Genomic DNA, 26,020 nt, shown 5'->3' with positions numbered 1-26,020 from the left:
TCATTTGCAGATACCTCTCTCGTGTGAACTTGCGTACTAGTTAACTAGTTCGATGGCGTGTTGTCAACCCTTGATTTCAGAATTTCGCCTTAAGTCGTTACTATAGGGTTTTTGGATATCTCCAACCTGCTATAGGACGTGCTTTGAGCGATAACACTTATGCCGTGATTTATGATTTACACAGCCATACTCAGGCTTCTGACGGCCTGCTTACGCCCGAAGCGCTGGTGCACCGGGCTGTGGAAATGCGCGTCGGCACGCTGGCGATAACCGATCACGATACGACAGACGCCATCCCCGCGGCGCGCGCGGAAATAGCCCGCAGCGGCATCGCGCTAAATCTGATTTCCGGCGTTGAAATTTCTACCCTCTGGGAAAACCATGAAATTCATATTGTTGGGCTGAATATTGATATCGAACATCCGGCAATGCGTGCGTTTTTGCAAGAACAAAAAGCGCGCCGAAACCAGCGCGCGGAGATGATCGGCGAGCGCCTCGAAAAAGCGCACATCCCGGGCGCGCTGGCGGGAGCGCAAAAGCTGGCGAACGGCGGAGCGGTGACGCGCGGCCATTTTGCCCGCTTTCTGGTTGCAGAAGGCAAGGCGAACACCATGGCGGACGTCTTTAAAAAATATCTGGCGCGCGGGAAAACCGGTTACGTTCCGCCGCAGTGGTGTACAATAAAACAAGCTATTGATGTGATTCATCATTCTGGCGGTAAGGCAGTGCTGGCCCACCCGGGGCGGTATAATCTTTCTGCTAAATGGCTGAAAAGACTGCTGGCACACTTTGCCGAATGCGGCGGCGAGGCGATGGAAGTCTCCCAGTGCCAGCAGGCTCCCCATGAGCGAACGCAGCTTGCCGCCTATGCGCGCCAGTTTGGTTTACTGGCGTCACAGGGTTCTGATTTTCATCAGCCCTGCGCGTGGATTGAGCTGGGGCGCAAGCTTTGGCTTCCCGCGGGCGTGGAACCCGTCTGGCAGCTCTGGGAACAGCCGCAGCAAATTGAAGAGAGGGAAGTATGAGTCAGTTTTTCTATATCCATCCGGATAACCCGCAGCCGCGTTTGATCAACCAGGCGGTGGAGATCGTGCGTAAAGGCGGCGTGATCGTTTACCCAACCGATTCCGGCTACGCGCTGGGCTGCAAAATCGAAGATAAAGGGGCGATGGAGCGCATCTGCCGCATTCGCCAGCTGCCGGACGGGCATAATTTCACCCTGATGTGCCGCGATCTCTCCGAGCTTTCCACCTACGCGTATGTCGATAACGTGGCGTTTCGCCTGATCAAAAACAACACGCCCGGCAACTACACCTTCATCCTGAAAGGGACGAAAGAGGTGCCGCGCCGCCTGCTGCAGGAAAAACGCAAAACCATTGGGATGCGCGTGCCGTCAAACCCGATTGCGCAGGCGCTGCTGGAAACGCTGGGCGAGCCGATGCTCTCCACCTCCCTGATGCTGCCGGGCAGCGAGTTTACCGAGTCCGATCCGGAAGAGATCAAAGATCGGCTTGAGAAGCACGTGGAGCTGATTATCCACGGCGGCTATCTTGGTCAGCAGCCGACGACGGTGGTGGATTTGACCGAAGATGCGCCTGAAGTGATCCGCGAAGGCGTGGGTGATGTTAAGCCTTTCTTGTAAGGGTGTAAGCAGCTATACTACGCGGCCATCAAATTGGGGCGAGGCCCCGTTTTGACCTGATTCGACGCCTGTGAAGGCGACACCTGAGGAAGCTCAATGAGCGAGAAGTTACAGAAAGTGCTGGCGCGCGCCGGCCACGGTTCACGCCGTGAAATCGAAGCTATTATTGAAGCCGGCCGCGTGAGCGTGGACGGTAAAATCGCTACGCTGGGCGACCGCGTAGAAATCGTGCCGGGGCTAAAGATCCGTATCGACGGCCATCTGATCTCCGTCAAAGAGTCAGCGGAGCAGATTTGCCGCGTGCTGGCCTACTACAAGCCCGAAGGCGAGCTGTGTACCCGCAACGACCCGGAAGGTCGCCCGACGGTATTTGACCGTCTGCCTAAGCTGCGCGGCGCGCGCTGGATTGCCGTTGGCCGTCTGGACGTGAACACTTGCGGCCTGCTGCTGTTCACCACTGACGGTGAACTGGCAAACCGCCTGATGCACCCAAGCCGTGAAGTTGAGCGTGAATATGCCGTGCGCGTGTTCGGCCAGGTTGACGAGAACAAGCTGCGCGATCTCTCGCGTGGCGTTCAGCTTGAGGATGGCCCCGCGGCGTTCAAAACCATCAAATTTACCGGTGGTGAAGGCATTAACCAGTGGTACAACGTCACCCTGACCGAAGGGCGCAATCGCGAAGTGCGTCGCCTGTGGGAAGCGGTAGGCGTGCAGGTTAGCCGCCTGATTCGCGTTCGCTATGGCGATATCCTGCTGCCAAAAGGCCTTCCGCGCGGAGGTTACACCGAGCTGGATCTGACGCAAACGAACTACCTGCGCGAGCTGGTGGGCCTGACGCCGGAAACCACCTCTAAAGTGGCGGTAGAAAAAGATCGTCGTCGTATGAAGGCGAACCAGATCCGACGCGCGGTTAAGCGCCACAGCCAGGTCAGCGGCGGCCGTCGCTCCGGCAGCCGAAACAACAACGGTTAATCTAAAAGCCCGGTGAAAACACCGGGCTTTTTTCTCTAATAATCAATGCCAATTTGCGCTTTGATGCCTGCATCAAACGCATGTTTGACCGGACGCAGCTCGCTGACGGTATCGGCCATGTCCAGAATATCCCGATGACACCCTCGTCCCGTCACAATCACCGTCTGGTGAGCAGGGCGATTTTTCAGCGCGTCCAGCACCTCGTGCAGCGGCAGATAGTCATAGGCCACCATGTAGGTGATTTCGTCCAATAGCACCATGTTTAGCGAAGGATCGGCCAGCATGCGCCTGGCGTGCGACCAGACGGCCAGGCACGCGGCCGTGTCGGTGTCCCGATTCTGCGTATCCCACGTAAATCCGGTCGCCATCACCTGAAACTCGACGCCGTGCGGTTCAAGCAGGTTACGCTCGCCGTTGGGCCATTCCCCTTTAATAAACTGAATCACGCCGACCTTCTGGCCGTGACCCACGGCCCGCGCGGCGGTGCCAAACGCGGCGGTGGTTTTTCCTTTGCCGTTTCCAGTAAAGACGATAACAATCCCGCGCTCGTCCTGGGCTGCGGCCACGCGGGCATCAACCTGTTCCTTCAGACGCTGCTGGCGCTGCTGGTGGCGTTCTTCACTCATTGAGAAATCCCCGGTTTGCGCCCCGGCTGGGCATCAAAGGTCATGCCGGTTTTACGGCGGCTGTCGTCACCCATCAGCCAGAGGTAGAGCGGCATAATGTCGGCTGGGGTCTTGAGCTTCTGCGGATCTTCGGTCGGGAAGGCGCTGGCGCGCATTTTGGTGCGCGTGCCGCCCGGGTTAATGCAGTTTACGCGCAGATGGCGGCTCTGATACTCCTCGGCCAGCACCTGCATCATCCCTTCGGTGGCAAATTTAGAGACGGCGTAGGCGCCCCAGTTGGCGCGTCCCTGACGGCCAACGCTGGAAGAGGTGAAGACCAGCGATCCGGATTCCGACTTGAGTAATAAAGGAAGCAGCGCCTGGGTCAGGAAAAACGTGCCATTGATGTTGACCTGCATGACCTGCTGCCAGATCTCGGGATTTTGTTCGTCCATGGGGCGTACTTCGCCCAGCAGGCCAGCATTGTGCAGCACGCCGTCAAGACGCGGAAAATGGGCGCTAATGCGCTGTGCCAGCGCCTGACAGGCTTCAGGCGTGCAGGTCAATAAATCGAGCGTGTACCACGGGGTTACGTTGCCGCCGACGCGTTCAACCTCCTGGGCCACTTTTTTGAGTTTCTCTTCGTTGCGCCCTAAAAGGATGACGCTCGCGCCGTATTCGGCATAGGTCAGGGCGGCTTCGCGCCCGATTCCATCGCTGGCTCCCGTCACTAAGATAATGCGGTCCTGCAGCAGATTTTTTTGCGGTTGATAATGCACGGTGGCTCCTCAGGCGCACGGGCCGTGAACTGCGCCTTCTTTATATATGACTTTATGACTTTTCGGGTTTATGCCCGAAACAGGCTAAGATTTCAATCAGTCTACAGGAGGGATCGCTGTGAAATTAACAATTTGCAAAGATTTAAACCAGAATGTAGTGATTCCTGAAGGGGGCTCGCAAGGGTAATGTCTTGGGCAAGACGCCTGCACAGGGCTGTTGTACACTGGCGTGAAAGAATCGTGGTTAAATCAAGGTGGAACGCGTGGAATTACTTTCTCAATATGGGTTGTTTTTGGCCAAAATCGTGACGGTGGTGGTGGCCATCGCGGTGATTGCGGTCCTGGTTGTGAACCTGACGCAGCGCAAGCGTCAGCGCGGCGAGCTACGCATAACCCGCCTGAGCGAACAGTATGCCGACATGCAGGAAGAGATGTCGCTGTCCCTGCTGGATAGCCATCAGCAGAAGCTGTGGCTGAAAGCGCAGAAGAAAAAGCATAAGCAGGAGGCTAAGGCCGCCAAAGCCAAAGCGAAACTGAATGCGCCGCAGGATGAAGCAAAGCCGCGCGTGTATGTTCTCGATTTCAAAGGCAGCATGGATGCCCACGAAGTCACTTCGTTACGCGAAGAGGTGACGGCGGTGATGGCGGTAGCGAAACCGCAGGATCAGGTGGTTGTCCGTCTCGAAAGCCCCGGTGGCGTGGTCCACGGCTACGGTCTGGCCGCTTCACAGCTGCAGCGCCTGCGCGAAAAACAGATCCCGCTGACCGTTGCCGTGGATAAAGTGGCGGCAAGCGGTGGCTATATGATGGCGTGCGTTGCGGATAAAATTGTCGCGGCTCCGTTTTCCATCATTGGCTCCATCGGCGTAGTGGCGCAAATCCCTAACTTCAACCGCTTCCTGAAAAACAAAGAGATCGATATCGAACTGCATACGGCCGGTCAGTACAAGCGCACCCTGACGCTGCTGGGCGAGAATACCGAAGAGGGGCGTCAGAAGTTTCGTGAGGATCTGAACGAAACGCATCATCTTTTTAAAGATTTTGTACACCGCATGCGTCCGACGCTCGACATTGAGCAGGTCGCGACGGGCGAACACTGGTACGGCGTGCAGGCTCAGGAAAAAGGGCTGGTTGACGAGGTTGGCACCAGCGACGATTTGCTCCTGAATTTGATGGAGGGCCGTGAGCTGATTGGCGTACGCTTTGCCCAGCGCAAGCGTCTGCTCGATCGCTTTACCAACAGCGCAGCGGAAAGCGCGGACCGCCTGCTGCTGCGCTGGCTGCAGCGCAGCCAAAAGCCGCTGCTATAAACAAAAACGCGAGGCATCTGCCTCGCGTTTTGCATTAATCGACCAGGTGATATTTCTCTGACAGCGTGTGCGCCAGGTATTTAAACATGTTAAATACGGCAGTACTTTTCGGGGTGGGCAGCCCCTGCTCGTCAAGGAAATACTCGCCGCTGAAGACCAGCACGCCGTTGCGTTGCTCCACGCCGGTCGCCTCAATGCCAGACAGGGTGTCTTCGTGGTTGCGAATCAGTTTGTTCGCTTCGATAAGCAGAGTTGCTCGATCGATGGGTTGGGTTGTTTTCTGCATAATCTACTCCTTAAACAGACACGTTAGTCTACGCCGACGGCCTTGTAGGGGCAAATTTTCCCTGTAAGTTGAGGGGGTAAGGGCTGTGTCAGCAAGTGGCGGTATTTGCTTTTGCATGCTAATAAAGTTGCGTAACGAATTTTATCAGGTACAGTGTGCGCTTTCGTCATTCTGGCAACAGAATTGCTTGACATTCGACCGGAAATTCGTCACGAATTAGCACCGTAGTGAAAAAATTCCCGATAACTCAATGACCTGGATGTCATGTATCTGGCGTTCGGTAAGACAGAGGGGTTGATATCCCCTGGCGAAGTCGCAATATCTATGGCTCGTCGTCAGCGGAAGGGAAATCAACGTGCGGCGTATTCCTGGAAGAATTAAATTAGGTAAAGGTGAATATGGGTAAAGCTCTCGTTATCGTTGAGTCCCCGGCAAAAGCCAAAACGATCAATAAGTATCTGGGTAATGACTACGTGGTTAAGTCCAGCGTCGGTCATATCCGCGATTTGCCGACCAGTGGCTCAGCCAGCAAAAAGAGCGCAGACTCTACCTCCACCAAAGGGGCTAAAAAGCCTAAAAAGGATGAACGTAGCGCGCTTGTCAACCGCATGGGGGTTAACCCATGGCACAACTGGGATGCACAGTACGAAGTGCTGCCAGGTAAAGAAAAAGTCGTTAACGAGCTGAAGCAGCTTGCAGAAAAAGCTGACCACATCTATCTCGCAACCGACCTTGACCGCGAAGGGGAGGCCATTGCATGGCACCTGCGGGAAGTGATCGGGGGTGATGACAAACGCTACAGTCGCGTAGTGTTTAACGAAATTACAAAGAATGCGATTCGTCAGGCGTTTGAAAAGCCGGGCGAACTGAACATTGACCGCGTAAATGCCCAGCAGGCGCGTCGCTTTATGGACCGCGTTGTGGGCTACATGGTTTCTCCACTGCTGTGGAAAAAAATTGCCCGCGGCCTGTCTGCCGGTCGCGTGCAGTCCGTTGCCGTGCGTCTGGTCGTAGAGCGCGAGCGTGAGATCAAGGCATTCGTTCCAGAAGAGTTCTGGGAGGTGGATGCAAACGTCACCACGCCGGGCGGTGATGCGCTGCCGCTGCAGGTAAGCCATCATCACGATAAACCGTTCCGTCCAGAGAACCGCGAACAGACCATGGCCGCGGTGGCGCTGCTCGAGAAAGCGCGTTACCAGGTACTGGAGCGTGAAGACAAGCCGACCAGCAGCAAGCCGGGCGCGCCGTTTATTACGTCCACCCTGCAACAGGCTGCAAGCACGCGTCTCGGCTACGGCGTGAAGAAAACCATGATGATGGCGCAGCGCCTGTACGAAGCGGGCTATATCACCTATATGCGTACTGACTCTACCAACCTGAGCCAGGATGCCGTGAGCATGGTGCGTGACTACATCAGCGACAACTTCGGCAAAAAATACCTGCCGGAGGCGGCAAACCAGTACGCCAGCAAGGAAAATTCCCAGGAAGCGCACGAAGCGATTCGTCCTTCTGACGTTTCCGTGCTGGCCGAATCGCTCAAGGATATGGAGGCCGACGCGCAGAAGCTATACCAGCTGATCTGGCGTCAGTTCGTGGCGTGTCAGATGACGCCGGCGAAATATGACTCCACCACGCTGACCGTTGGCGCAGGGGACTTCCGCCTTAAAGCGCGCGGCCGTATTTTGCGCTTTGACGGCTGGACGAAGGTGATGCCTGCGCTGCGTAAAGGCGATGAAGACAGAACGCTGCCTGCGGTAAACAAGGGCGATGAGCTGTCCCTGGTCGACCTGGTTCCTGCTCAGCACTTTACCAAGCCGCCGGCGCGCTTCAGCGAAGCCTCGCTGGTTAAAGAACTGGAAAAACGCGGAATTGGCCGTCCGTCGACCTATGCGTCGATCATTTCGACCATTCAGGACCGCGGTTACGTTCGCGTGGAAAGCCGCCGCTTTTACGCCGAAAAAATGGGCGAGATCGTCACCGATCGTCTGGAAGCTAACTTCCGCGAGCTGATGAACTACGATTTCACCGCGCAGATGGAAGACAGCCTTGACCAGGTTGCCAGCCACCAGGCGGAGTGGAAGAAAGTCCTCGACAGCTTCTTTAGCGACTTTACCAACCAGCTGGAAAAAGCCGAGAAAGCCCCTGAAGAGGGCGGCATGCTGCCTAACGAAATGGTGCTCACCAGCATCGACTGCCCAACCTGCGGTCGCAAAATGGGCATCCGCACGGCGACAACGGGCGTCTTCCTGGGCTGTTCTGGCTATGCGCTTTCGCCGAAAGAGCGCTGCAAAACCACCATTAACCTGGTACCAGAGAACGAAGTGCTTAACGTGCTGGAAGGTGACGATGCGGAAACCAACGCGCTGCGCGCCAAGCGCCGCTGCCAGAAGTGCGGCACGGCGATGGATAGCTATCTGATCGATCCAAAACGTAAACTGCACGTGTGTGGTAATAACCCGACGTGCGATGGTTACGAGATTGAAGAAGGTGAGTTCCGCATTAAGGGCTACGATGGCCCAATCGTTGAGTGTGAGAAATGTGGTTCTGAGATGCACCTGAAAATGGGGCGTTTCGGTAAGTACATGGCCTGTACTAACGACGAGTGCAAGAACACGCGTAAAATCCTGCGTAACGGTGAAGTCGCGCCGCCGAAGGAAGATCCGGTTCCGCTGCCAGAGCTGCCGTGTGAAAAATCCGACGCGTACTTCGTGCTGCGCGACGGTGCTGCCGGGGTCTTCCTCGCCGCTAACACCTTCCCGAAATCGCGCGAAACGCGTGCGCCGTTGGTTGAAGAGCTGTACCGCTTCCGCGATCGCCTGCCGGAAAAACTGCGCTATCTGGCCGATGCGCCTCAGCAGGACCCTGAAGGTAACAAGACCGTGGTACGCTTTAGCCGTAAAACGAAGCAGCAGTACGTCGCCGCGGAGAAAGAGGGTAAAGCAACGGGGTGGTCAGCGTTCTTCGTGGACGGTAAATGGGTTGAAGGTAAAAAATAACCTGCATTATCCGTAAATTACCTGTTAAAGGGCCGGGCTTCCGGCCCTTTTTTATTACCTGTTATTATTTTTTGTTACGGACTATACACTCGGGCTATAAATGATATAGTGGTTATAGTTAACCCTTTTCTTATTATTAAATCGTATTAAGCGATTGACCCGTGCGCTAATCGGATGGTCCGGCATGAAACTACAGCAGCTTCGCTATATCGTTGAAGTGGTAAACCACAACCTTAACGTCTCTTCTACGGCCGAGGGCCTTTATACCTCCCAGCCCGGCATCAGCAAGCAGGTCAGAATGCTGGAGGATGAGCTTGGTATTCAAATCTTTGCCCGCAGCGGTAAACACCTGACGCAGGTCACGCCAGCAGGGCAGGAGATCATTCGTATCGCCCGCGAGGTGCTCTCTAAAGTTGATGCGATAAAGTCGGTTGCGGGGGAACATACCTGGCCGGATAAAGGATCGCTTTATATCGCCACGACGCATACGCAGGCGCGCTATGCGCTGCCTGGAGTTATTAAGGGCTTTATCGAGCGTTACCCGCGCGTGTCGCTGCATATGCACCAGGGGTCGCCAACGCAAATCGCGGAAGCGGTTTCCAAGGGCAACGCGGACTTTGCCATCGCTACCGAAGCGCTGCACCTGTACGACGATCTGGTTATGCTGCCTTGCTATCATTGGAACCGCTCGATCGTTGTTACCCCGGATCACCCGCTGGCCGGGAAGGGCTCCGTGACCATTGAAGAGCTGGCGCAGTATCCGCTGGTGACCTACACCTTCGGATTTACGGGCCGTTCAGAGCTCGACACCGCCTTTAATCGCGCGGGATTAACGCCGCGGATCGTGTTTACCGCGACGGATGCCGACGTCATCAAAACGTACGTGCGTCTGGGGCTTGGGGTTGGCGTCATCGCCAGCATGGCGGTTGATCCCGTCTCCGACCCGGACCTGGTGCGTCTTGACGCCCATGACGTTTTCAGCCACAGCACGACAAAAATAGGCTTCCGCCGTAGCACCTTCCTGCGCAGCTATATGTATGATTTTATTCAGCGATTTGCGCCACATTTAACCCGCGACGTGGTAGACACCGCAGTGGCATTGCGTTCAAACGAAGATATCGAGGAGATGTTTAAAGATATTAAGCTTCCCGCTAAATAATCACTTCCGGTATCTTTCCTTTAAGGGAAGATACCGAAATATCCCCCTCAAAGCTAAATTAGAATTATCATCATCTGCGGCTTAACCAATATAATCGCGTAAACCATTTTAACAGTGTGGTTAATGTGTCGTTGAATTGCGACAAAAGTAGAAAGTATTTTACAGCTTCGCAAATAATTCTTTTCAATTATTTATTTCTGGTCAAAAGAATGAATAATTCCCGCCCCAGGACGCGTAAATTCACTGGCTTTTCGGCTAAAGTTTCTTTAGGATTTATCTCATCAGATGATTACTTGTACCAATTGTTGGTCTCGAAATGATAAGCGTAGTCGATTATATGAGGTTAGCAATGCCAACAGGAAGTGAAGAACCGCAAAGGGATCCTGCACTAAAGCGTAAAGCCTGGCTGGCGGTCTTTCTCGTCTCCGCCCTGTTTTGGGTGGCGGTTGCTCTCCTGGCCTGGAAATTTTGGGGTTAACTATGGCTCTTACGGCACGTGTAGAAACGCTAAAGCAAATGTGTCAGCCTCGTGACGGTGGTCATAAGGTTGCAAAGGCGCCGGCAACCAGTGTGCCAGCGTCATGGAAACTGACTCCACAGCAGCAAGCCTTTATTGATCTGTTCGCAGAAGACGAACCGAAAAAACAATAATTTGCTTTTATCGCGCTATTAAATCCGGCCCGATTCCTTAACACTCTCTTTGTTCCTTTGTACTCTTTGATAAATACACATCAGCAATATAGACCTGAGGCCAGCCTCGGAATGTTTAATTAATAAAGCCTGGTGTACGGATGGTGAATAACATGACAACGCTTAAATACTGGTCATGGCTCGGCGTTTTTTCCGTGTCGACCCTGTTCTGGTGCCAGCTTATCTGGCTGGCCTTCGTCTAAATCCCAAAACCTCGCCGCGGCGGGGTTTTTTGTTTTAGAGGGGCCAGGACTCGTCGGAAATTTATCAATTTGGGTTGTTATCAAAACGTTACGACATCTTTGTGTTATCTTTAATTACGGCCCTGATGATTATCAGGGTATCTCTGTGATTAAGGAGGAGCTTATGTCGTTAACCCTACGCGAAGCCAGTAAGGACACGCTACAGGCAGAAAACAAAACCTGGCACTACTACAGCCTGCCGCTGGCAGCCAAAACACTTGGGGACATTTCGCGGTTACCTAAGTCGCTAAAAGTTTTGCTGGAAAACCTCTTGCGCTGGCAGGACGAGGACTCCGTTACTGCTGAAGACATCCATGCGCTCGCGGGATGGCTTAAAAGCGCCCATGCCGACAGGGAAATCGCCTATCGTCCGGCCAGGGTGTTGATGCAAGATTTCACCGGCGTGCCTGCCGTGGTGGACTTAGCCGCCATGCGTGAAGCCGTTAAGCGGCTTGGCGGCGATACGGCAAAAGTTAACCCGCTCTCTCCGGTCGATCTTGTCATTGACCACTCCGTCACCGTCGACCACTTCGGTGATGACGATGCCTTCGGCGAGAACGTCCGCCTTGAGATGGAACGCAACCATGAGCGCTACGTCTTTCTGAAATGGGGAAAACAGGCGTTTAGCCGCTTCAGCGTGGTTCCACCGGGAACGGGGATTTGCCACCAGGTTAACCTTGAGTACCTGGGCAAAGCGGTCTGGAGCGAGCTTCAGGACAAGGAGTGGGTCGCTTATCCGGATACGCTGGTGGGGACCGATTCCCACACCACCATGATTAACGGCCTCGGCGTGCTGGGCTGGGGCGTCGGCGGTATCGAAGCCGAGGCGGCGATGCTCGGCCAGCCCGTGTCGATGCTGATCCCGGACGTGGTGGGCTTTAAGCTAACCGGAAAGCTGTCGGAAGGCATTACGGCCACCGACCTGGTGTTGACCGTTACGCAAATGCTGCGCAAGCACGGCGTCGTCGGTAAATTTGTCGAATTTTACGGCGATGGCCTGGATTCACTTCCTCTCGCCGATCGCGCCACCATTGCCAACATGGCGCCGGAATACGGCGCAACCTGCGGCTTTTTCCCGATTGACGGCGTAACGCTGGAATACATGCGCCTCAGCGGCCGCAGCGAGGAGCAGGTCGCGCTGGTCGAGGCGTACACCAAAGCGCAGGGAATGTGGCGTAACCCCGGCGACGAGCCGGTCTTTACCAGCACGCTTGAGCTGGACATGGGCACGGTCGAGGCAAGCCTGGCAGGGCCGAAGCGGCCACAGGACCGCGTTGCGCTGCACAACGTGCCGCAGGCGTTTGCGGCCAGCAACGAGCTGGAAGTTAACGCCGCGCAAAAAGATCATCGCCCGATCGACTATGTCATGAACGGACATCAGTATCAGCTCCCTGACGGCGCGGTGGTTATCGCCGCCATCACCTCATGCACTAACACCTCAAACCCGAGCGTGCTGATGGCTGCTGGCCTGCTGGCTAAAAAAGCGGTGGAGCTTGGCCTTAAAACCCAGCCGTGGGTGAAAGCCTCTCTGGCACCTGGTTCTAAGGTGGTGTCAGACTATCTGGCCCATGCGAAGCTTACGCCTTATCTGGATGAGCTTGGCTTTAACCTCGTGGGGTATGGCTGTACAACCTGCATCGGCAACTCCGGGCCGCTGCCGGACCCCATTGAGACCGCCATTAAACAGGGCGATCTCACCGTCGGGGCCGTGCTCTCCGGTAACCGAAACTTTGAGGGGCGCATTCATCCGCTGGTGAAAACTAACTGGCTGGCCTCGCCGCCGCTGGTCGTGGCTTACGCCCTCGCCGGAAATATGAACATTAACCTGGCGAGCGACCCTATTGGGCACGACCGTAGAAATGAGCCTGTGTATCTGAAGGATATCTGGCCATCCTCGCAGGAAATCGCCCGCGCCGTTGAGCAGGTTTCGACGGAGATGTTCCGCAAAGAGTATGCGGAAGTCTTTGAAGGGACGCCGGAGTGGAAAGCGATCGAGGTGGCGGGTTCAGATACCTACGGCTGGCAGGATGATTCTACCTATATCCGCCTGTCGCCGTTCTTCGATGAGATGCAGGCGCAGCCTGAGCCGCTCAGGGATATTCACGGCGCGCGCATTCTGGCGATGCTCGGAGACTCGGTTACTACGGACCATATTTCCCCGGCGGGGAATATTAAAGCCGACAGCCCGGCGGGCCGCTATCTCCAGGCACGCGGCGTTGAGCGCCGTGACTTCAACTCCTACGGCTCGCGTCGCGGTAACCATGAAGTGATGATGCGCGGTACCTTTGCCAACATTCGCATTCGCAATGAAATGGTCCCGGGCGTGGAAGGGGGGATGACGCGTCATCTTCCGGGTGCGGACGTTGTCTCCATCTATGACGCAGCCGTTAAGTATCAGCAGGAAGGTACGCCGCTGGCGGTTATCGCGGGGAAAGAGTATGGCTCCGGGTCCAGCCGAGACTGGGCAGCGAAAGGCCCAAGGCTTCTGGGCGTGCGCGTGGTCATCGCGGAATCCTTCGAGCGTATTCACCGGTCAAACCTGATCGGCATGGGCATTCTGCCTCTGGAGTTTCCGCAGGGCGTGACCCGCAAAACGCTTGGGCTTACAGGCGAAGAGCTGATTGATATTAGCGGACTGCAGGCGCTTAAGCCGGGCAAAACGGTGCCGGTTAAGCTGACGCGCAAAGATGGAAAAACGGAGGTGCTGGAGTGTCGGTGTCGTATCGACACGGCTACGGAGCTGACGTACTACCAGAACGACGGTATTTTACACTATGTGATTCGTAAGATGCTGGGGTAGCGGCTTGTTTTGCCGGGCGGCGCTGCGCATGCCCGGCATACAACGAGCTACAAAAAGAGAGTGCAACTTATTACAGGCCCGCGCGGGCGAAATGCCGTCGGGCTTTTTAATTTTACTCTTTCAGCAGATGGCCCATCTTTGCGGCCTTAGTGTCAAGATAGTGGGCATTTTTCGAGTTACGGCCCACGATCAGCGGCACACGTTCAACAATATTGATCCCCGCTTCGGTGAGGATTTCCACCTTTTTGGGATTATTGGTGAGCAGGCGAACTTCATCAACGTTCAGCAGCTTGAACATATCCGCACAGAGGGTAAAGTCGCGCTCGTCTGCGGCAAAGCCGAGCTGGTGGTTAGCTTCTACGGTATCGTAGCCCTGATCCTGCAACGCATAGGCGCGGATTTTATTCAGCAGACCGATATTACGGCCTTCCTGGCGATGATAAAGCAGAATGCCGCGGCCTTCCTCAGCAATATGGGAAAGGGCAGCTTCCAGCTGAAAACCACAGTCACAGCGCAGGCTGAACAGGGCATCGCCCGTCAGGCATTCCGAATGCACGCGCGCCAGGACCGGCGTCTGCCCTGAAATGTCGCCAAACACTAAGGCAACGTGATCCTGCCCGGTTGCCAGTTCTTCAAATCCCACCATCAGGAAATCGCCCCATGGGGTTGGCAGTTTGGCTTCTGCCACACGTTTAAGCTGCATGTGATTCTCCAGAGTATGCTGACACGTTTCGTGCCTTAAGCCTGTTTGGCTTGCTGTATCTTCGCATTTTGCCACAAGCTCAGCGCGTTCGCCTAATGGCCGCCGAGCTATACGAACGTTAAACGCACGATCCGACATATCCAACGCAATCCAGAAATTCAGTTATGATTGGGGGGCTTAGCGAAAAAGGAGAAAAAATGCTTTCTATCGCCAGACGAACGGCAGCCGGTGCGGCCGTATTACTGATAATGCCTCTTGCCGTGTGGATGTCAGGCTGGACGTGGCAGCCTGGGCATAACGCCGCATGGCTCAAAACGCTCTACTGGATAACCGAAACGGTGACGCAACCGTGGGGAATCATCACCCACGTGCTGCTCTGTGCCTGGTTTCTCTGGTGTCTGAGATTTCGGCTTAAGGCTGCACTGGTGCTTTTTGCGATTCTTGGCGGTGCCATTCTCGTCGGGCAGGGGGTGAAGTCCTTTGTCAAAGACCGGGTGCAGGAACCGCGTCCGTTCGTGGTGTGGCTGGAAAAAACGCACCATATTCCGGTAGATGAGTTCTACACTTTAAAGCGTAAAGATCGCGGTGCGCTGGTAAAAGAACAGCTTTCGGAACAGCAGGATGTTCCAGCGTTTCTACGCAAGCACTGGCAAAAAGAGACCGGTTTTGCCTTTCCTTCCGGGCACACCATGTTCGCCGCCAGCTGGGCGCTGCTGGGCGTGGGCCTGCTTTGGCCGCGACGCCGTACGGTGACTATTGCAGTGCTGCTGGTGTGGGCAACGGGCGTCATGGGAAGCCGGCTGCTGTTAGGCATGCATTGGCCGCGGGATCTGGTGGTTGCGACGCTTATCTCATGGCTACTGGTGACGTTGGCAACCTGGCTTGCTGAACGGGCTTGTGGGCCACTGACGCCGCCGCCGCAAGAGAAAGAAGAAATCGCCGAAAGGGACCAAAGCGGCGCCTGAAGGTTGATATTGCGCATTTTGCCCATAAATCCATGACTGGCGCGCGACTTTTTCCGTTTCGCGTCCGTCACTAAAATGGTAGTTTATAAGGCTGATTGCGGTAAGTTGAACACACTTTATTCGCTTAAACCACATAACGGGAAGTCATGTGAAATATTTACTCATTTTCTTACTGGTGTTGGCGATTTTTGTCATTTCAGTCACATTAGGCGCACAAAACGATCAGCAGGTAACGTTTAACTATCTGCTGGCGCAGGGCGAGTACCGTGTATCGAGCCTGTTGGCCGTCCTCTTTGCGGCTGGCTTCTTTATCGGCTGGCTGGTGTGTGGCCTGTTCTGGTTGAAGGTCCGTGTTTCACTTGTTCGCGCTGAACGTAAAATCAAACGACTTGAACATCAAATTGCGCCCGCGTCCGACGTTCCGGAAAGCTCTGGTGTGCCGGTAGCCAAGGAATAATCGAATATGCTGGAGTTGTTGTTTCTGCTTTTGCCTGTAGCCGCAGCCTATGGCTGGTATATGGGCCGCAGAAGTGCGCAACAAACAAAGCAGGATGAAGCCAACCGGCTCTCCCGCGACTACGTTGCGGGGGTAAACTTCCTCCTGAGCAATCAACAGGATAAAGCGGTAGACCTGTTCCTCGACATGCTTAAAGAGGACACCGGTACCGTTGAAGCCCACCTTACGCTCGGAAACCTCTTCCGCTCGCGCGGCGAGGTCGACCGCGCAATCCGCATTCACCAGACCCTCATGGAAAGCGCCTCGCTGACGTACGATCAGCGCCTGCTGGCCGTTCAGCAGCTTGGTCGCGACTACATGGCCGCCGGGCTGTACGACCGCGCTGAAGATATGTTCATGCAGCTGGTTGACGAAACGGACTTCCGCATCAGCGCGCTCCAGCAGCTGCTGCAGATCTATCAGGCGACAAGCGACTGGCAGAAAGCCATCGACACGGCAGAGCGCCTGGTCAAGCTTGGGAAAGACAAGCAGCGCGTTGAGATTGCCCATTTCTACTGTGAACTTGCGCTTCAGCAGATGGGCAATGAAGACATGGATAAAGCCATGTCCCTGCTGAAAAAAGGGGCCGCGGCAGACCGCAACAGCGCGCGCATTTCCATCATGATGGGCCGCGTCTTCATGGCGAACGGCGAGTACGCGAAAGCGGTAGAAAGCCTGCTGCGCGTTATCGATCAGGATAAAGAGCTCGTCAGCGAAACGCTGGAGATGCTGCAAACCTGCTATCAACAGCTTGATAAACAGGATGAGTGGGTTGCCTTCCTGCGCCGCTGTGTAGAAGCGAACACCGGGGCGACGGCGGAACTGATGCTTTCAGACGTCGTTGAACAGCATGAAGGCAGCGACACGGCGCAGGTCTATATTACCCGACAGCTTCAACGTCATCCGACGATGCGCGTGTTCCACAAGCTGATGGATTATCACCTGAATGACGCAGAAGAAGGGCGCGCGAAAGAGAGCCTGATGGTGCTGCGTGATATGGTTGGCGAGCAGGTGCGCAGCAAGCCGCGCTACCGCTGCCAGAAGTGCGGTTTCACCGCCTATACGCTTTACTGGCACTGTCCTTCCTGCCGCGCCTGGTCCACCATCAAGCCGATTCGAGGGCTGGATGGACAGTAGTCTTTTTTAAAACACGCTATTTTAGTTACAACATACTGTTTAAGCTTTACAAACCACGCCGCACGGTGCGGTCTTCGGTCAGGCAGGAAAAATGGATTCTGTCCTTTTTGGCCGCTGGCAGGTAGAATGCTCGCCGTTTATCTGTTACGCGCCGCTGCGCGCCCATAGACGAAAAGGGCTGGTCATGACGTCTGCTACATCTTCTATTTCCCGCATTGTTACCGATTCTCCTGTTGTCGTGGCTCTCGATTATAATAACCGTGACGCTGCGCTGGCCTTCGTCGACGGCATCGATCCGCGCGACTGCCGGCTGAAGGTCGGCAAAGAAATGTTCACGTTATTTGGTCCACAAATCGTCCGCGATCTGCAACAGCGCGGCTTTGATATTTTTCTCGACCTGAAATTCCACGATATCCCGAATACCACTGCGCATGCGGTCGCCGCAGCCGCAGAGCTTGGCGTGTGGATGGTGAACGTGCACGCATCGGGCGGGGCGCGCATGATGACCGCAGCGCGTGAAGCGTTACTGCCATTCGGTAGCGATGCGCCGCTGCTGATCGCCGTCACCGTGTTGACCAGTATGGACGAAAACGATCTGCGCGACCTTGGCGTGACGTTGTCACCTGCCCAGCACGCAGAGCGCCTGGCGCGCCTCACGAAGGCATGCGGTCTGGATGGCGTAGTGTGCTCCGCCCAGGAAGCCATGCGCTTCAAGGCTGAACTGGGCCAGGACTTCAGGCTAGTAACGCCAGGGATTCGCCCGGCAGGCAGCGAGGCTGGCGATCAGCGACGCATCATGACGCCTGAACAAGCGCTGGAGGCTGGCGTAGACTATATGGTGATTGGCCGTCCCGTTACGCAGTCGGCAAACCCGGCCCAAACGCTGAAAGCCATCAACGCGTCGTTGAGAAAGGGGGCATAATGAGTGATTCAAACAGCCGTCTGGTCTATTCAACCGATACCGGACGCATCGACGAGCCGAAGGCAAAAGCAGAGCGCCCAAAAGGCGACGGCATTGTTCGCATTCAGCGTCAGACGAGCGGCCGTAAAGGAAAAGGCGTTTGCCTGATTACCGGCATTGACCTTGATGACGCTGCGCTGGCAGCGCTCGCGGCTGAGCTGAAAAAGAAATGTGGCTGCGGCGGTGCGGTAAAAGACGGCATTATTGAAATTCAGGGCGACAAGCGTGATGTCATTAAAAGCCTACTCGAAGCGAAAGGAATGAAAGTCAAACTGGTGGGCGGATAAAATAAAGGAGCCACGGCGAATACCGTGGCTCTTATTTACGTGCGTAGGCCAAGACCTGAAGCGTACTGAATATATCTTTATACAGGTGAGTGCCGTTTTGTAGATTATTTACCCACCTGGTGTCCGATAATACCGCCAACGGCAGCACCACCTAATGTACCCAGCGTACTACCATCCGTTAACACTGCACCGCCCAAGGCACCTGCACCCGCGCCGATGGCGGTGTTGCGATCGCGTTTAGACCAGTTTGAACATGCGCTCAGAGACATTGCTACAGTGATTGCCAGAACAGCAGCGGCTAATTTTTTGCTGGTTAAAGACATAATACTTTCTCCTGAATTATCGATTCACGGAAAGAAGTGCTCTTTAAGTATAGCTAATTTAAATACCTAAATTCTATTTTCCGTGAAGGCTGGTTGCGCAGGCGTTACGTAATCACGCAGGTGATAGTCACTTCCTGTTATATCGCTAACATTAATTCTACGTCTTTGCGCGAAGTTATACAGGTAAAAACTCTTAAACGAAGGGTCGGATTTCTCTCAGAAGACAGAAAAGCGCCCGTCTATGGGCGCTGTAGGGAATCATGCGGTTTTTTTAACAATATCGACCATAAGACCCTCTTTCATGAGCTGCTCGCGGTATTCATCGCTCAGACGGTCGTCAGTGATCACGCGGCGAAAGCGTGAAAGAGGGCCCATCGTGTAGGGATGGACTGCACCGAACTTCGAGCTGTCGGTAAGGACGATTGCTTCACACTCTTTTTCAAGCACCGCGTTAACCACGTCTGAACGCATCATGTCCCGGCCGGTAAAGCCAGTGTCCGCCTGCCAGCCGTCAATGCCGATAAAAGCCTTGCTGAAGTGGACCTGCTGCACGTACTGGCGCGTCAGCGGGCCAACCATGCTCTCGCTTTTTTTCTGGTAAATACCGCCTAACAGGATCACTTCACAGCGCGTCTGTTTCAGCAGATGGGCAATATAGCTGCTGACCGTAACAATCGTCACATCTTTCTGCTCGGCCAGCGTGCGCGCCAGAAGGGCATTGCTGCTGCCGTTTTCAATAAACACCGTCTCGCCGTTATTCACGAGGGACGCGGCAAACTCTGCCAGCTCCCGCTTGAGGGCGTAGTTATTCATCATGCGCGTCTCAACATCTTCGCTGTCCAGCGGAACGGCGTAGCCGTGGGCGCGGCGCAGATAGCTCTGTTTTTCAAGCAGGTTGAGATCCTGACGGATTGTGACTTCTGAAACGCCGGTAGTTTTGGCCAGGTCAACGACGCTGACGCGTCCCTGATCGATGACCATCTGCAAAATGATTTGTTGTCTGGAATTCATAGCATCCATTTAAAACGAGAGGTCGAAAACAGGGTGGTTACACTTCCCACGGGGCTTTTGGCTGTGCATTTTCTGAAGGGGCGCTGCTGTCATGCTGCGCAAGTAACTCAGATTTCAAAATTTCAAGATTGCGAATTGCAGACTGGTAATCACCCGCGACAAGAATATCCAGCACGGTATCAATACGTTGTGCCACAGCAGATGAGTCAATGTTAGGCATAATCGTCCCCCCGGGAGCGAAAAGTGAATATTTTCAATGATGCAGAAAATAGGTTCAAAAGAGAAGGGAAAAAATGCAATAACCAAATGACATAAATGAAAGTGATAAATCTAGCCACTCCCGCGATGCGGTCTTAACCCGTGGATTAGTCTAAAAAAGCGCGCAACGCGCTTTTTTATATGAGGAATTAGACCATGACCGTAATCAACCAAGCAACCTGTACACTGTTTACCGATACTGAACGTTTTACCCAGCTGGCGGGGTATTATGAAGAGGAGCGTCATACCGTCTGGATGATGCTTCGCGCGCAGCCGCGCCCCTGCTTCAACCACGCGCTTATTGAAGAGATCATGAATCTCTCCTGGCTGGTGCGCCAGTCAAGTTTTATTGTCGACTTTTGGGTTACCGGATCGCTGGTGCCGGATATCTACAATACGGGAGGGGACTTACAGTTTTTCGTAGAGTGCATTCAAAACAAACGCCGCGAGGCGCTGCGGGCCTACGCGCGCGCCTGCGTGGATTGCGTACACGCGGCGTCGCGCGGTTTCGACACCGGGGCTATTTCGCTGGCCATGGTCGAAGGCAGCGCGCTGGGCGGCGGATTTGAGGCCGCGCTGGCGCACCATTTCGTACTGGCGCAGCGCGATGCTCGCTTAGGGTTTCCTGAAATTGCCTTTAACCTATTTCCCGGCATGGGGGGATATTCGCTGGTTGCGCGCCGTTCCGGCATGAAGCTGGCGGAGGAGCTTATCTATAAAGGGGAATCACATACCGCGGAATGGTACGAACAGCATGGGTTAGTCGACGTTCTGTTTGAACCCGGTCAAAGCTCCGTGGCCGTGCGCACGTTCATCGACACGCTGATCCCAAAGATGAACGGCGTAAGAGCCATGCTGCGCGCCCGGACGCGCGTTTTACAATTGCCCCGCAGCGAGCTGATGGACATTACGGAAGATTGGGTTGACGCGGCCTTTTATCTTGAACCCAAAGACATAGCCTATATGGAGCGTCTGGTGATGCTGCAAAACCGCCACCGCGCGTCGGGACTGCGCAAAGCCAGCTAGCGCATCTTTCTTGACTGATACCGCTTAAGCCATCGCTCGAATGCGGCAGCGGGCATCGGCTTAGCAAACAGAAATCCCTGCCGTTCGTTGACGCCATTCTTCGTCAGAAAGGCGTCTTCTTTTGCGCTCTCCACGCCCTCTGCAATGACCTGCAGGTTTAACGCCTGCGCGACCGCAACAATGGCGCGTACCAGCGACTGCGAAATGGGCTGCTTATGAATCTCCCGCACAAACGACTGATCGAGCTTAATGGCGTCAATAGGGAAGCGCGCCAGCTGTGACAGGGAAGAATATCCCGTGCCAAAATCATCGAGGTGAATTTGCGCCCCCAGCTGGCTAAACTGCTGGATCACGGAAAGCGCCAGCTCTTCGTTTTCAATAAGGCAGCTTTCGGTGAGCTCAACGTCGATCGGGCAGTATTCAAAGCGCAAATCCTTCAGCGCCTGCTTGAGATCGCTGAATATGGTCTGGTCGGCCAGCTGGCGGGCAGAAACGTTCACCGCCACGCGCAGATTGATACCCTTATCGCGCCATTTCGCGACCTGGCGGACAACGTCGAGCATGACCCAGCGCCCCAGGGGAACGATCAGGCCAGACTCCTCGGCATACGAAATAAACTCCAGCGGCGGGATCAGGCCGCGCTCGGGAGACTGCCACCGCACCAGGGCTTCCAGGCTTCTGACCTCGCCGCGCCAGGTCATTTTGGGCTGGTAGTGAATCAGCAGCTGATCGTTATCCAGCGCCTTGCGCAGGTTGGTATCCAGCCAGAGATATTCAAATACGCGCTGGTTCATCTCGGGGGAGAAGACGCAAAATTTCCCTCTGCCGTTCTCTTTGGCCGTGTACATTGCCGTGTCGGCGTTGCGAATGACGCTTTCGCGATCGTTACCGTGCTGAGGGGCAAGGGCAATCCCTAACGAGCATCCCGTATAAATTTCGATAAGACCGATGCGGAAGGGCTGACGCAGGCGGGTCAGGATACGTGAGGCCATGGCTTCCAGCGAGCCTTGCGACGTATCCGTGGCCATCACGATAAATTCGTCGCCGCCGAGGCGCGCCAGCGTTTGCCCCTGATCAAGACAGCTCAGAATGGCAAGCGCAACCGCCTGCAGGAGCTGATCGCCGAACATATGCCCGTAGGCATCGTTAACCTTTTTGAAGTTGTCCAGATCGAGATACACCACGCCAAGCTGCGTATCACCGCGGGCGGCGATGGCATCGGAAATTAGCTCGTGGATGGCGTTGCGGTTGGGTAAGCCGGTAATGGTGTCGGTGTTGGCGAGCACCCGCAGGCGCTCCTGGGCGCGGCGTTCTTCGGTAATATCCGTCCCGGAACAGATCAGAAAAATTTCATTCTTTCCGCTGCCGCTGTGAACGAACTTATTTCTGAAAAGGAAAAGCCGCTGTCCCTTGCGCGTTTTCACCCAGCGTTCAACTTCGTAAGAGCTGCCGTTGCGAAAAAAACCGGCGATATTGCGTTTTGACGCCGTGGCTTCGCTGCGGCTCATAAACAGTTTGAAGACGTTTTGGCCGATCACTTCCTGCTCTTTCAGGCCCGTATACTCTTCGCTCAGGCGGTTAAAGCGCTGGATATTCCCGTGCTGATCGAGGATGACAATGACGGAGTTGGCCTCAGAAACCACCTGTTCGGCAAAGGAGAGGCCTTGCACCAGGTCGCGCGCAACGGAAGGGGTATCGTTCCAGGCCGATGCCGTACCGGCCCATTCCTTTTTGTTGATTTTGCGGCCGACGAGATGAATCGGGACGTCGGCGCCGTACAGGGACAGCGTCAGGGTAATGCTGGAGGTAATGACGGTGAGCTGGCGGATCTGGTCAGCCTGCTCGTCATCCAGCGCAACCACCTGAATCGCATCGGCCCGCTCGCTGGCGGCCAAATGGAGAGCGTTACTGTCAGCGGTAAGCCGCCACCATGGGCTGTGCGTTCCCATGTATCGAAACAGCAAATTTTGTTCCAACTCGTCCATCATCTTTTCACCCATACCTACTCATTAGCGCAAAAAATTATTCATTTATAATCGGCTTTTCCGCAGCAAAACGTCGTCGGTTCCGATGTAAACGTCTTGGATTTGACGAGGTTATGGAATAAAAGCGTATCTGATCGCAAAGAATATATTGTGTATAAAAATTCACATAAGCGAATACAGCACGACTCTTTTACTGTAGATAATTCTGGCGAAATTGGGTGAGGAAAGCGGGAAAATAGTAAGAAAAAGGATGTTTAAGCTGAGGGTATTAAAAGGAGGATGCGCAGGCCATTTCATGCAGAAATGACCTGCGGCGTAAACACCCGTCAGGCGGCGGGGCGTGCGATAATGCTGCGGGTTTCCATGCGGACTTCTGCGATGTTTACGTCAATCACGTCGGTAACTTTGTAAACCGTTTCGCCTTTGATTTGTACCGTACCGTTTTCCTGGCTACAGACCATCTCGTCGCGCACGGCATGCAGGAACGGGGCAGGAATAAAGGCAACGGCACCGTTATCCACCAGGCGTACGCGCATGCCGCCGCGGCTGATATCAATGATTTCAGCCGGGAAGCGGGCATCGCTCCCTGCTTTGTCGTTCAGGAAGCGCGCATACAGCCAGTCACCCACATCGCGTTCAGCCATGCGGTTCAGGCGGCGGCGCTCTGCCATTTGCACGGTCGTGTCATCCTGCGGACGCGAAGCCGTCTCGCCCTTGACGATCGCCTTCAGCAGGCGGTGGTTAACCATATCGCCATACTTGCGGATAGGGGAGGTCCAGGTCGCGTACGCTTCGAGGCCGAGGCCAAAGTGCGGGCCTGGCTCGGTACTGATTTCCGCAAAGGACTGGAAACGACGAATGCGGCTGTCGAGGAAGCCCGATGGCTGAGCATCCAGCTCTCGGCGCAGCTTGCAGAAGCCCTCTAGCGTTAGCACTTCTTCCGGATCGACGTGCACGTCGTGGGTTTTCAGCAGGGCGGCCAGCGCCTCGGTGTTCGCCGGGTCAAAACCGGTATGCACGTTGTAAATGCCGAAGCCTAATTTGTCGCGCAGCACGCGTGCAGCGCAAATATTGGCAGAAATCATGGCTTCTTCAACGATGCGGTTCGCGATGCGGCGCGGTTCAGCGACGATATTCAGAACTTCACCTTTCTCGCCCAGCACGAAGCGATAATCAGGGCGATCTTTAAAGACCAGGGCGTGGGTTTTGCGCCACTCGCTGCGGTTCAGGCAGATGCGGTGCAGCAGGCGAATTTGCGCGGCAATGGCGTCAGATTCTGGCTGCCAGCTACCGGTGTTTTCCAGCCAGTCAGAAACCTCGTCGTAAACCAGTTTGGCTTTCGATTCGATGGTGGCGGCGAAGAAGTGAATATCGTCTTCAATCGTGCCGTCGGCGGCTACGGTCATGCGGCACGCCAGCGCCGGGCGGACTTCGTTAGGGCGCAGGGAGCAAAGGTCGTCAGACAGCTCGCGCGGCAGCATCGGAATATTAAAGCCGGGAAGGTAGTTGGTGAACGAACGCACTTTGGCCATTTCGTCCAGCTTGCTGCCCTCGGCGATCCACGCGGTCGGATCGGCAATCGCGACGGTCAGCTGCAGCTTGCCGTCGGCAAGCTCTTGCGCGTACAGCGCGTCGTCCATGTCTTCGGTGCTGGCGCTGTCGATGGTGACAAAATCCAGCGCGGTGAGATCTTCACGCGTCAGCCCTTCGTCCTGCATCTCGGTCGCTACGCCGTTTGGCGCTTCTTTCTCGAGGTTGTGACGGGCGAGGGTGACCCACCACGGCACGAAGTGGTCATCGCCGAAGGTGATGAACTGGGTTAATTCGGCATAAAAACCGCGATCGCCCTTCAGAGGATGACGGCGCATTTCAGCAACGGCCCAGTCACCATCCTTAAAATCATGCTCAACGCCGCGCGCCGCGCGGCACTGAATAGCGTCTTTCAGCAGGGGATGATCCGGCACGATAGAAAGACGATCGTCTTTGCGCGTGACCTTGCCGACAAAGCGCGTCAGGAACGGCTCGATTAACGCTTCCGGCTCGGCGGACTCGCGTTCCTTCTCGGTGTGAATCACGGCCGTGATGCGATCGCCGTGCATCACTTTCTTCATCTGCGGAGGCGGGATGAAGTAACTTTTCTGCCCGTCAACTTCCAGGAAGCCAAAGCCCTTTTCCGTGGCTTTTACGACCCCTTCTGCACGCGGCGTCTGGGAATGCAGTTGCTGTTTAAGCTGCGCTAGCAGCGGGTTGTCCTGAAACATAATGTTCTATTTTCGTAGCCATTGAGCGGCTGACAGTTTTACGCGAATCTCACTGCTACAGCAAGCGCTCTTTGGGTAAATAGTACGGTTATTCTGCGTTGCAGATTGCGACGCTCAGGCGGTCAAGCCAGCCGTCAAACGCGCTTTTGACGAGTAAATTGATCGCGCTGGCTGCCGTCAGCCCGGCCTCCGTTAAGGGCGTAAACTGCGCGGCGCTAAACCTGTCCGGAGAGCGGGTCAGCAGCTCAACGGCGGCGGCCAGCGTCGGGAGGTTTGGCGGCGTTTCATCTTCAAGCTGGCTCAAAAGCGCGCCCGTCAGGTCCAGAAGCGCGGGCTGATGGCAAAGCACTGGCGCTATCCTTTGCAGCGCAGGTGCCGCCTGCCAGCGAGCCAAAGACTCCAGCTGGTGCGCGCTGGCAAAGCGTATTTCAACCGCCGGCAGAATCGGTTGCCCGCTGACGTTGCCGTTCGGAAGAGTATGCGGCTGGATATGGTGGCCGGGTAACCAGCGTACGGAATAGCCCAGCAGGGCCTGAAACACGGCTACCGTGCGCGCCTGGAAGCCGATAAAGCCGATGATTTGGTTAATGAGCACCGCGTCGTAGAGGGTAAGGCCCACCTCATCAAGCTGCTGCAGGGCTTTTTGATCGATAACGTCCGGCGTACAGGCAAGCTGGCGGGCATACTGGGTGATTTGCGCGAGGCGTCGATTGCTTTCACGGGAGGAGTCAGGGCCGGGAAGCGGGGCAAGCAGGGCGGCGTAGTGATTACACAGCCGCTGAACGCCGCAGGCTTGGGCAACCGTCAGCGCGCTGCTGAGCCGATCGTACGCGCTGAGGGTGTGCAGCCGTGTTACGGGTGTCGTCAGGGGAAAGAGCTGATGGCACAGGCTTCTGGCAGGCGTCAGCCATCCGCCACACTGCGCCAAAATCTTTTCGGGTAACGCTAAATCGAGCAAAAAACGGTCTTCGACGTTAGCGGCTTCGGGCACCAGAGGCAGGACGTCCGCCTGCGCGTGATTTGACTGCGTTTCATGATACCAGTGGCCTTTGCCGGAAAAGCGGCGCTGTTCCATGGGCGTTCCTTGATCTCAAATTGGCGATCAATATCCTGGCGCATGGGGGCT

Annotated in this window: 25 protein-coding genes; 15 read left to right on the top strand and 10 right to left on the bottom strand. The window is 55.3% G+C overall.

Annotated features, from left to right (window positions below; genetic code table 11):
* Positions 1-143: 143 nt before the first annotated feature.
* The 3 genes from rnm to rluB all read left to right on the top strand — a co-directional run bounded on the left by rnm (position 144) and on the right by rluB (position 2,614).
* Positions 144-1,025: an RNase AM gene (rnm, locus tag V1599_RS14645; RefSeq protein ID WP_297120781.1), complete on the top strand. Its 882-nt coding sequence runs from the start codon at positions 144-146 to the stop codon at positions 1,023-1,025.
* On the top strand, positions 1,022-1,642 hold the full coding sequence (locus V1599_RS14640; protein WP_297120784.1) for an L-threonylcarbamoyladenylate synthase: 621 nt from the start codon (positions 1,022-1,024) through the stop codon (positions 1,640-1,642). Before rnm ends, V1599_RS14640 begins: the two co-directional genes overlap by 4 nt.
* Before the next feature lie 96 nt (positions 1,643-1,738).
* A complete protein-coding gene (rluB, locus tag V1599_RS14635; RefSeq protein ID WP_112011671.1) occupies positions 1,739-2,614 on the top strand; it encodes a 23S rRNA pseudouridine(2605) synthase RluB in 876 nt (291 codons plus the stop codon).
* Positions 2,615-2,649: 35 nt separating this feature from the next.
* On the opposite strand, the gene cobO is transcribed toward rluB, so the two are convergent.
* Both cobO and V1599_RS14625 read right to left on the bottom strand, forming a co-directional pair.
* Positions 2,650-3,240 (bottom strand): cob(I)yrinic acid a,c-diamide adenosyltransferase, encoded by a 591-nt coding sequence (cobO, locus tag V1599_RS14630; protein ID WP_112011672.1) that lies wholly within the window; start codon positions 3,238-3,240, stop codon positions 2,650-2,652.
* Positions 3,237-3,998 (bottom strand): YciK family oxidoreductase, encoded by a 762-nt coding sequence (locus V1599_RS14625; RefSeq protein WP_112011673.1) that lies wholly within the window; start codon positions 3,996-3,998, stop codon positions 3,237-3,239. The genes cobO and V1599_RS14625 overlap by 4 nt, the downstream gene beginning before the upstream one ends.
* 263 nt (positions 3,999-4,261) lie before the next feature.
* Here V1599_RS14625 and sohB point away from each other — a divergent pair, with 263 nt between their 5' ends.
* The gene (sohB, locus tag V1599_RS14620) at positions 4,262-5,308 is read left to right on the top strand and encodes a protease SohB (protein ID WP_112011674.1); all 1,047 of its coding nucleotides are present in this window, start codon (positions 4,262-4,264) and stop codon (positions 5,306-5,308) included.
* A gap of 34 nt (positions 5,309-5,342) precedes the next feature.
* On the opposite strand, the gene V1599_RS14615 is transcribed toward sohB, so the two are convergent.
* The gene (locus V1599_RS14615) at positions 5,343-5,594 is read right to left on the bottom strand and encodes a YciN family protein (RefSeq protein WP_112011675.1); all 252 of its coding nucleotides are present in this window, start codon (positions 5,592-5,594) and stop codon (positions 5,343-5,345) included.
* Between the two features lie 398 nt (positions 5,595-5,992).
* Between V1599_RS14615 and topA the strand changes: the two genes are divergently transcribed.
* The 5 genes from topA to acnA all read left to right on the top strand — a co-directional run bounded on the left by topA (position 5,993) and on the right by acnA (position 13,481).
* Positions 5,993-8,590 carry a type I DNA topoisomerase gene (gene topA / locus V1599_RS14610; protein WP_297120801.1) on the top strand — a complete coding sequence of 866 codons (2,598 nt, stop codon included), beginning with the start codon at positions 5,993-5,995 and terminating at the stop codon, positions 8,588-8,590.
* Positions 8,591-8,774: 184 nt separating this feature from the next.
* Positions 8,775-9,749, top strand: coding sequence for an HTH-type transcriptional regulator CysB (gene cysB / locus V1599_RS14605; RefSeq protein WP_010431770.1), 975 nt, complete (start codon positions 8,775-8,777; stop codon positions 9,747-9,749).
* A gap of 337 nt (positions 9,750-10,086) precedes the next feature.
* On the top strand, positions 10,087-10,227 hold the full coding sequence (locus tag V1599_RS14600; RefSeq protein ID WP_220092928.1) for a YmiA family putative membrane protein: 141 nt from the start codon (positions 10,087-10,089) through the stop codon (positions 10,225-10,227).
* Positions 10,228-10,543: 316 nt separating this feature from the next.
* Entirely contained in the window at positions 10,544-10,642 is a 99-nt protein-coding gene (gene ymiC, locus V1599_RS14595) for a small membrane protein YmiC (RefSeq protein ID WP_349254576.1), read from the top strand.
* Between the two features lie 163 nt (positions 10,643-10,805).
* Entirely contained in the window at positions 10,806-13,481 is a 2,676-nt protein-coding gene (acnA, locus tag V1599_RS14590) for an aconitate hydratase AcnA (RefSeq protein WP_395300323.1), read from the top strand.
* 112 nt (positions 13,482-13,593) lie between these two features.
* Here acnA and ribA read toward each other — a convergent pair whose 3' ends face one another.
* Positions 13,594-14,184, bottom strand: coding sequence for a GTP cyclohydrolase II (gene ribA, locus V1599_RS14585; RefSeq protein ID WP_112011679.1), 591 nt, complete (start codon positions 14,182-14,184; stop codon positions 13,594-13,596).
* Between the two features lie 197 nt (positions 14,185-14,381).
* Between ribA and pgpB the strand changes: the two genes are divergently transcribed.
* The 5 genes from pgpB to yciH all read left to right on the top strand — a co-directional run bounded on the left by pgpB (position 14,382) and on the right by yciH (position 18,030).
* Positions 14,382-15,149, top strand: a complete 768-nt coding sequence (pgpB, locus tag V1599_RS14580) for a phosphatidylglycerophosphatase B (protein ID WP_112011725.1) — start codon at positions 14,382-14,384, stop codon at positions 15,147-15,149.
* 148 nt (positions 15,150-15,297) lie between these two features.
* Positions 15,298-15,606 carry a LapA family protein gene (locus V1599_RS14575; RefSeq protein WP_112011680.1) on the top strand — a complete coding sequence of 103 codons (309 nt, stop codon included), beginning with the start codon at positions 15,298-15,300 and terminating at the stop codon, positions 15,604-15,606.
* A 6-nt stretch (positions 15,607-15,612) separates the two neighbouring features.
* On the top strand, positions 15,613-16,782 hold the full coding sequence (gene lapB / locus V1599_RS14570; RefSeq protein WP_112011681.1) for a lipopolysaccharide assembly protein LapB: 1,170 nt from the start codon (positions 15,613-15,615) through the stop codon (positions 16,780-16,782).
* Between the two features lie 184 nt (positions 16,783-16,966).
* Positions 16,967-17,704, top strand: a complete 738-nt coding sequence (pyrF, locus tag V1599_RS14565) for an orotidine-5'-phosphate decarboxylase (RefSeq protein WP_112011726.1) — start codon at positions 16,967-16,969, stop codon at positions 17,702-17,704.
* Positions 17,704-18,030 carry a stress response translation initiation inhibitor YciH gene (gene yciH / locus V1599_RS14560; protein WP_112011682.1) on the top strand — a complete coding sequence of 109 codons (327 nt, stop codon included), beginning with the start codon at positions 17,704-17,706 and terminating at the stop codon, positions 18,028-18,030. Before pyrF ends, yciH begins: the two co-directional genes overlap by 1 nt.
* A 104-nt stretch (positions 18,031-18,134) precedes the next feature.
* On the opposite strand, the gene osmB is transcribed toward yciH, so the two are convergent.
* From osmB to V1599_RS14545, 3 genes are all read right to left on the bottom strand, one after another.
* A complete protein-coding gene (osmB, locus tag V1599_RS14555; protein WP_112011683.1) occupies positions 18,135-18,353 on the bottom strand; it encodes an osmotically-inducible lipoprotein OsmB in 219 nt (72 codons plus the stop codon).
* Positions 18,354-18,611: 258 nt separating this feature from the next.
* Positions 18,612-19,364 (bottom strand): DNA-binding transcriptional regulator YciT, encoded by a 753-nt coding sequence (locus tag V1599_RS14550; protein WP_112011684.1) that lies wholly within the window; start codon positions 19,362-19,364, stop codon positions 18,612-18,614.
* 37 nt (positions 19,365-19,401) lie between these two features.
* Complete coding sequence (locus V1599_RS14545) at positions 19,402-19,584, bottom strand: hypothetical protein (protein ID WP_112011685.1); 183 nt, start codon at positions 19,582-19,584, stop codon at positions 19,402-19,404.
* Positions 19,585-19,778: 194 nt separating this feature from the next.
* On the opposite strand from V1599_RS14545, the gene V1599_RS14540 reads away from it, so the two are divergent.
* On the top strand, positions 19,779-20,648 hold the full coding sequence (locus tag V1599_RS14540) for a crotonase/enoyl-CoA hydratase family protein (protein ID WP_112011686.1): 870 nt from the start codon (positions 19,779-19,781) through the stop codon (positions 20,646-20,648).
* On the opposite strand, the gene pdeR is transcribed toward V1599_RS14540, so the two are convergent.
* The 3 genes from pdeR to V1599_RS14525 all read right to left on the bottom strand — a co-directional run bounded on the left by pdeR (position 20,645) and on the right by V1599_RS14525 (position 25,969).
* Positions 20,645-22,636, bottom strand: a complete 1,992-nt coding sequence (gene pdeR / locus V1599_RS14535) for a cyclic di-GMP phosphodiesterase (protein WP_112011727.1) — start codon at positions 22,634-22,636, stop codon at positions 20,645-20,647. The genes V1599_RS14540 and pdeR overlap by 4 nt on opposite strands.
* A 323-nt stretch (positions 22,637-22,959) precedes the next feature.
* The gene (locus V1599_RS14530; RefSeq protein WP_395300322.1) at positions 22,960-24,894 is read right to left on the bottom strand and encodes an exoribonuclease II; all 1,935 of its coding nucleotides are present in this window, start codon (positions 24,892-24,894) and stop codon (positions 22,960-22,962) included.
* Positions 24,895-24,982: 88 nt separating this feature from the next.
* Positions 24,983-25,969 (bottom strand): CMD domain-containing protein, encoded by a 987-nt coding sequence (locus V1599_RS14525; RefSeq protein ID WP_395300321.1) that lies wholly within the window; start codon positions 25,967-25,969, stop codon positions 24,983-24,985.
* Positions 25,970-26,020: the final 51 nt, after the last annotated feature.

This window comes from Enterobacter sp. ECC-175 (genome assembly GCF_043968675.1).
GTDB lineage: Bacteria > Pseudomonadota > Gammaproteobacteria > Enterobacterales > Enterobacteriaceae > Enterobacter.
Note: the sequence above shows the minus strand (reverse complement) of the source record. Positions and strands in the feature narration are given on the sequence as shown.

What these genes read in the sequence shown, in the direction of transcription:
- pyrF (WP_112011726.1), top strand. Translation starts at nt 16,967, where the DNA reads ATGACGTCTGCTACATCTTCTATTTCCCGCATTGTTACCGATTCTCCT.
- V1599_RS14540 (WP_112011686.1), top strand. Translation starts at nt 19,779, where the DNA reads ATGACCGTAATCAACCAAGCAACCTGTACACTGTTTACCGATACTGAA.
- ribA (WP_112011679.1), bottom strand. Translation starts at nt 14,184, where the DNA reads ATGCAGCTTAAACGTGTGGCAGAAGCCAAACTGCCAACCCCATGGGGC.
- V1599_RS14550 (WP_112011684.1), bottom strand. Translation starts at nt 19,364, where the DNA reads ATGAATTCCAGACAACAAATCATTTTGCAGATGGTCATCGATCAGGGA.
- V1599_RS14640 (WP_297120784.1), top strand. Translation starts at nt 1,022, where the DNA reads ATGAGTCAGTTTTTCTATATCCATCCGGATAACCCGCAGCCGCGTTTG.
- cysB (WP_010431770.1), top strand. Translation starts at nt 8,775, where the DNA reads ATGAAACTACAGCAGCTTCGCTATATCGTTGAAGTGGTAAACCACAAC.
- V1599_RS14545 (WP_112011685.1), bottom strand. Translation starts at nt 19,584, where the DNA reads ATGCCTAACATTGACTCATCTGCTGTGGCACAACGTATTGATACCGTG.
- pgpB (WP_112011725.1), top strand. Translation starts at nt 14,382, where the DNA reads ATGCTTTCTATCGCCAGACGAACGGCAGCCGGTGCGGCCGTATTACTG.
- yciH (WP_112011682.1), top strand. Translation starts at nt 17,704, where the DNA reads ATGAGTGATTCAAACAGCCGTCTGGTCTATTCAACCGATACCGGACGC.
- pdeR (WP_112011727.1), bottom strand. Translation starts at nt 22,636, where the DNA reads ATGATGGACGAGTTGGAACAAAATTTGCTGTTTCGATACATGGGAACG.
- V1599_RS14600 (WP_220092928.1), top strand. Translation starts at nt 10,087, where the DNA reads ATGAGGTTAGCAATGCCAACAGGAAGTGAAGAACCGCAAAGGGATCCT.
- cobO (WP_112011672.1), bottom strand. Translation starts at nt 3,240, where the DNA reads ATGAGTGAAGAACGCCACCAGCAGCGCCAGCAGCGTCTGAAGGAACAG.
- rluB (WP_112011671.1), top strand. Translation starts at nt 1,739, where the DNA reads ATGAGCGAGAAGTTACAGAAAGTGCTGGCGCGCGCCGGCCACGGTTCA.
- topA (WP_297120801.1), top strand. Translation starts at nt 5,993, where the DNA reads ATGGGTAAAGCTCTCGTTATCGTTGAGTCCCCGGCAAAAGCCAAAACG.
- V1599_RS14525 (WP_395300321.1), bottom strand. Translation starts at nt 25,969, where the DNA reads ATGGAACAGCGCCGCTTTTCCGGCAAAGGCCACTGGTATCATGAAACG.
- osmB (WP_112011683.1), bottom strand. Translation starts at nt 18,353, where the DNA reads ATGTCTTTAACCAGCAAAAAATTAGCCGCTGCTGTTCTGGCAATCACT.
- V1599_RS14530 (WP_395300322.1), bottom strand. Translation starts at nt 24,894, where the DNA reads ATGTTTCAGGACAACCCGCTGCTAGCGCAGCTTAAACAGCAACTGCAT.
- V1599_RS14615 (WP_112011675.1), bottom strand. Translation starts at nt 5,594, where the DNA reads ATGCAGAAAACAACCCAACCCATCGATCGAGCAACTCTGCTTATCGAA.
- lapB (WP_112011681.1), top strand. Translation starts at nt 15,613, where the DNA reads ATGCTGGAGTTGTTGTTTCTGCTTTTGCCTGTAGCCGCAGCCTATGGC.
- acnA (WP_395300323.1), top strand. Translation starts at nt 10,806, where the DNA reads ATGTCGTTAACCCTACGCGAAGCCAGTAAGGACACGCTACAGGCAGAA.